4 protein-coding genes are annotated in these 6406 nt (G+C 40.1%); all 4 read left to right on the forward strand.

What is annotated here, in order from left to right; all coding sequences use genetic code 11:
* Positions 1-431: 431 nt before the first annotated feature.
* A complete protein-coding gene (locus I6E24_RS14875) occupies positions 432-1124 on the forward strand; it encodes an HTH domain-containing protein (RefSeq protein ID WP_235329356.1) in 693 nt (230 codons plus the stop codon).
* 216 nt (positions 1125-1340) lie between these two features.
* A complete protein-coding gene (locus I6E24_RS14880; protein WP_235329358.1) occupies positions 1341-3692 on the forward strand; it encodes a DUF4922 domain-containing protein in 2352 nt (783 codons plus the stop codon).
* Positions 3674-4990, forward strand: a complete 1317-nt coding sequence (locus tag I6E24_RS14885) for a SpoIID/LytB domain-containing protein (protein WP_154042988.1) — start codon at positions 3674-3676, stop codon at positions 4988-4990. The genes I6E24_RS14880 and I6E24_RS14885 overlap by 19 nt, the downstream gene beginning before the upstream one ends.
* A gap of 61 nt (positions 4991-5051) precedes the next feature.
* On the forward strand, positions 5052-6326 hold the full coding sequence (locus tag I6E24_RS14890; protein WP_154042989.1) for an MFS transporter: 1275 nt from the start codon (positions 5052-5054) through the stop codon (positions 6324-6326).
* Positions 6327-6406 lie beyond the last annotated feature (80 nt).

Consider the following 6406-nt stretch of genomic DNA (forward strand, 5'->3'; position numbering starts at 1 on the left):
TATACAAACAACAGTGTTGTTTATAGTTTTTTTCCTGAAGAAAGCAATTTCTTTTATGTTTGTACTGAAGTTTTCATACAGCACTTTTCCGCCTAGACACTGAAAACTCGTATGAATCGATTAGTCTTCAAATTTTTCGTGAGAAAAGAAGAAGTATAATAATATAATAGTATTTATTTCATTCAAACGATAACAATTGTTATTTTGTAGAAATACATTTTTCCCACAAAAGAATTGTAGCTTTTTAGAGATTTCATCGTGAATCTACAATCCTTTTTATATATTTGTGTTCAAATATTGGCAATCCCCAAAGAAGACAATAGAAAGAAGATGTTCGGTCTGTTGCCATCTTTACCTAATAAGGAAAAGAAAGTAAAGGATTCTGGTCAACGTAAGATATGTGAATGTAGAGAGTATAATCGATTAGGAGTATGGCACTTGCAATAAATATAGACGACCTTCTGAATAAGCAGAGGATAGAATCCAACCGAATAGAATTCAAGAAGGGTTGGAATCCAGCAAGCATATACCATAGTGTATGTGCATTTGCCAATGATTTTGACGATCTTGGTGGTGGTTATATAGTGGTTGGTGTTGATACAGACGAAGCAACAGGAGTAGCTATTCGTCCTGTGAATGGAATCCCTACAGAAATGATTGATGGAATATTACAGGATATGGTGGGTTACAATAACAAAATTTCACCTTACTATATGCCCAGAACTAGTGTGAATGTTTTGGTGAATAATGGTTCACCACGAGCTAATGTAGTTACAGATGAAGAACGAACCTTTTTTAGAATAACAATTCCATGTCATGAAGCAGCTGGAAATATTATTGCTGACATTGCACATAAAGACGGCTCATTAAAAGTTTCCAAACGTGGTTCATTAAAAACTGCACTACAAAGTGCACCAGAAACTGCACTACAAAGTGCACCAGAAACTGCACTGCAAATCATTAAAGAGATTAGGAATAACCCCAATATTACACTTTCTGAGTTAGCAGAAAAGATTGGAGTATCTCGCCGTTGGATAGCAACTAATATTAAACACCTTCAAGACACTGGAGCTGTGAAAAGAATTGGACCCAATAAAGGCGGTTATTGGGAAATTATAATGTAAATCAATCGCTAAAAAGAAACTTAATATGCTGTTATGGCAAAAGATAAAAGGACTAAGACTTGAGAATGGAATACAACAAAGACAACCAACTTCTTTTCTTCAAACAGTAGATAACTGACTAATCCGTAACCTTTTACTACAGTTAGTTGGTAGCTACTACTAATTCTCAATCACTTAGGCCTTTTTCGTAATTTTGATAAACAAAAAAGAATGACTATGAACAAAGACATAACTTGCTTCACCGTTTCCGAAGATGAAAGCATTGCAAGACATATAATGAAAGAATGCAGCAGAGTGAAGCAGACTATAGCACTGAAAATCAACGAAATTAACTCTACTAAGGGGATAAGAAATATCTTACGGCAGGCAGACACGGATTTTATACTTATATACACCAAACCATATCCTATAAACCTGGGATATAAAGCCATAGAGCGCATGGCAGACTATCTCATGGCAGACAATGCCGGTATGGCGTATGCCGACCATTACATCATGAAGGAAGATACACGTCTGCCTCATCCTGTTATCGACTATCAGAAAGGAAGTGTACGCGATGACTTCGACTTCGGTTCGCTGATAATGTTCAGAACAGATGTTTTCATAAAAGCAGCCGAAAACCTTTTGGCGCAAAAGGAATATTTATTCTCGGGACTTTATGCACTGCGACTGGCTGTTTCGAGAATTGCAGACATTATCCATATCAGGGAGTTTTTATATACAGAAGTAGAAGACGATTTGCGAAAATCTGGTGAGAAACAGTTTGACTATGTTGATCCTCGCAACCGTAGTGTACAGATTGAGCGTGAAGAGGCTTTTACATATCATCTGAAACAAATAGGTGCTTATCTCCCGCAAAGAAACAGACTGATAGATACCGAGGAAGGCAATTTTGCATACGAAGCTTCGGTCATTATTCCTGTGAGAAACAGAGTGAAGACTATTGATGATGCAATAAAGTCGGTTCTGGAACAGGAAACGGATTTCAAATTCAACATTATAATAATAGACAATCATTCTACTGACGGCACTACCGAATGCATAGATAAGTATAAAAATAATAAGAATGTGATACACATAGTTCCGGAACGTACTGACCTAGGCATAGGCGGATGCTGGAATCTGGGTATTGACCATCCTGAATGCGGACGTTATGCTGTACAACTAGACAGTGATGACCTCTACAGCAGTCCGCACACACTGCAGACTATAGTGGATAAGTTCCGTACAGAGAAATGCGCCATGGTTATAGGCTCGTACAGGATGACAAACTTCAGTCTGGAAACGTTGCCTCCGGGAGTGATTGACCACAAAGAGTGGACAGACGAGAATGGTCATAACAACGCTTTGCGCATAAACGGGCTCGGCGCTCCACGCGCTTTCTTCACTCCACTGTTACGTGAAACAAGAGTTCCGAACACAAGCTATGGAGAGGACTATGCACTGGGGCTGGCTTTTTCAAGAAATTACAAGATTGGAAGAATTTACGATGTGGTATATCTGTGCCGCCGCTGGGAAGGAAACTCTGATGCGGCATTGAGCATTGAGAAGATTAACCAGAACAATGCATATAAAGACAGTCTGCGCACTTTGGAGATAAACAGAAGACTCGGACTGGCAGAAAAAGAAGCTGAAGGATTCATTGCCGCACAGTTCGAAAAATGGGAACTTTGTCGCAAAAATCATGAAGCACTGAAAGACATCAAAACCAAAAGTTTCAATATCAACGGAAACAATATCAAGGTGCAGTTCAATCCGGCAAGAGCAGTATCTACACTGGCAAAACTTGACAAATCATCCATCGAAGCACGTCCGTGCTTCCTCTGCATGAAAAACAAGCCTGAAGAACAGTATTCAATAAGCATTGATGCAGGAATGAAATTCAGCGTCAGAATAAACCCATATCCTATTCTGCCGGGACATCTGACGATTTCTTCGGAAGAACACATTCCACAGACACTGGCAGACAAGATGAATATGCAACTGCCGGGAAAGGTTCTTCAAAAAGTAGAGGATTATTTCGGACACGGATATGCCATATTCTATAATGGCGCTAAGTGCGGCGCATCGGCTCCGGATCATTTCCATTTCCAGGCTGCCAGAAAGGAGGATATTCCTTTTATTGCCCAATGGAACGAAATATTCAAATCTGCAGTCAAAGATGAAACTGTAGAAATGCAGAACGGAGATATGTGTACAAGTTTCTCAGTCAATGGCTATATATGCCCGATAAAAGCTTTTATTTCTAACTCTGGCAACATTGATACAGAACTACTCAACAGATATCTAAACTCACTGACTACACATGAAGGTGAAACTGAACCACGATTCAATATGTTTGCATGGAGAGATACAGACGGTAAGTTTATAACTGCATATTTTCCGAGAGAAGCGCACCGTCCATCATGCTATTTTGCAGAAGGTAAAGAACAGATATTTGTCAGTCCTGGAGCACTGGATATGGCTGGTCTTATAGTAACTCCACGCGAAGAGGATTTCTTAAAAATAACAGAATCAGACATAAAAAAGATTTACAAGGAAGTATCATCATGGAAAAACCATATATAAATGTAGGTATAGTAGCGGGGAAAGAAATCTCATTTACTCTGAATGGCGAATACCTGACACAAGAAGGAGAAGTCGTAACGGGACATCTTAAAGCATCTGTAACTGGGAATGGGGAAATCTCATTGGGTACAAAAAAAACTGAGTCCATAGAACTCACTCCGGAAGACAGCAACTGTTCGTTTACACTTCATAACGTAACAATAGGTATCTCCTATCATTGGGAAAGGCAGGAGGAGCAGACTTTCACCGGAAAATTAAAACTGATTACAGATGGAGATAATGTGATAGCCATAAACATATTGCCTGTTGAGGATTATCTGGTGAGTGTGATTTCTTCAGAAATGAGCGCCACGTCATCGCTGGAATTCTTGAAATCGCATGCGGTAATATCGCGTAGCTGGCTTCTTGCACAAATTGAAAACAGAGATAGGAAAAATGTACATAAATCTTTACAACAAAATTTCACAACAGATGAGAACAGTATAATAAGATGGTACGACCGTGAGGATCATAAACTTTTCGATGTATGTGCCGACGACCACTGTCAGAGGTATCAGGGAATCACAAAAGCATCAAACCCGTCTGTAGCAAAAGCTGTGAAAGATACTGAGGGTATGGTACTTATGTATGGTGATGAAATATGCGACGCGAGATTTTCAAAATGTTGTGGAGGTATTTCGGAAACATTCGATACCTGTTGGGAAGACAAGGATTATCCGTATCTGCAGCCTGTCATTGACGATTCTGAAAACAAGGACATACCGGACCTCAGTATTGAAGAGAATGCCGAAAAATGGATTCGCGCCACTCCTACCGCATTCTGCAATACGCACGATGAAAAGGTTATGAAACAGATTCTGAACAACTATGATCAGGAAACTACCGATTTCTACCGTTGGAAAGTGAAATATTCGCAAAAGGAAATATCGGAACTCATTCACAGGAAGACAGGTATTGAGTTTGGAGATATTAAAGATCTCATCCCAATGCAAAGGGGAAAGTCAGGAAGAATTTCAAGACTTAAAATAGTAGGGACTCTGCGCACTGTAACTATCGGCAAGGAACTGGAAATACGCCGTGCTTTGTCGGAAAGCCATCTGTTCAGTTCGGCTTTTGTAATTGACAAAACAGAAGTTGCAGGCAGCGTTCCGTCAGAGTTTACTATAACCGGTGCCGGCTGGGGACACGGAGTAGGTTTATGCCAGATTGGCGCAGCCATGATGGGCGAAAAAAGTTATTCCTACGACAAAATTCTTTTACATTATTACAGGGATGCTGAAATAAAGAAAGTTTATTAGTGTAGAGAAATCAGTTGTTAGTTAGTAGTTGTTAGAATTGGCTTTTGTACTTTAAAATAATATGAATGAAACAATAAAAACACGTTCGCCATGGACATGGGTACCTTCGCTTTATTTTGCCGAAGGTCTTCCTTACGTGGCTGTTATGATTATATCGCTGGTGATGTACAAACGAATGGGAATTTCGAACACGGAAGTGGCTCTATATACCAGTTGGCTGAACCTTCCATGGGTTATCAAACCGCTTTGGAGTCCGTTCATCGACATCATAAAAACCAAACGCTACTGGATTACCTCAATGCAATTGCTGATAGGTGCAGGACTGGCAGGAATAGCTTTTACTATTCCTACAGATTCATTTCTGCAAACCACTCTCGCAATATTCTGGCTTATGGCATTCAGCTCCGCCACTCACGATATAGCAGCCGACGGATTCTATATGATAGGACTTTCGCAACACGAGCAGGCACTGTTTGTAGGAATAAGGAGTACCTTCTACCGTCTTGCAACAATAACCGGACAGGGTGGACTTATCATGCTTGCCGGTTATCTGGAAAGCAGCAGTGGAAATATCAGCCGGGCATGGAGCATTACTTTCTATATTCTGTCGGGACTGTTCATAGGCCTGTGGCTTTACCACAGATATATCCTACCCCGCCCATCTTCAGACATAAAAATAAGTAACAGCAATTCAGAGGGTATTCTGTCGTCATTCATAGGTACATTCCGCTCGTTCTTCAAAAAGAAACAGGCAGTTACGGCTATCCTTTTCATGCTCCTTTACCGTCTGCCGGAAGCTCAGTTGGCCAAAATGGGTATTCCATTCCTGCTTGACCCATTGGAAAAAGGCGGTATGGGAATGACTACGGAACAGATTGGTTTCACTCAAGGTACTGTAGGAGTGATAGGTCTCACAATAGGCGGGATTCTTGGAGGAATTGCAGTTTCTCGTCACGGACTGAAAAAATGGCTCTGGCCTATGGTATGGGCTATATCACTGCCCGACATAGTTTATGTATATTTGAGTTTCTTTCAGAACAGCAGTCTGGAAGTAATAAATTTATGTATTTTCATCGAACAATTCGGTTATGGTTTCGGTTTTACTGCATATATGCTCTACATGATTTATTTCTCGCAGGGAGAAAGCAAAACTGCACACTATGCAATATGTACAGCATTTATGGCTTTGGGAATGATGCTTCCGGGAATGATAGCCGGATGGCTGCAGGAAACCATGGGATACCGTATGTTCTTTATATGGATTATGGTATGCACGGCTGCGACGTTCTGGGTTACATCATTGCTGAAAATTGATAACAATTTCGGAAAGAAATGAGTATAAACAGAAAAATGGGACATAACTTACTTGAATATTACCATAAAATATCTTTTTGATTTTTCATTTAAACATATATC

The sequence above is a fragment of the Bacteroides caecigallinarum genome, assembly GCF_021530995.1.
Classification (GTDB): Bacteria; Bacteroidota; Bacteroidia; order Bacteroidales; family Bacteroidaceae; genus Phocaeicola; species Phocaeicola faecigallinarum.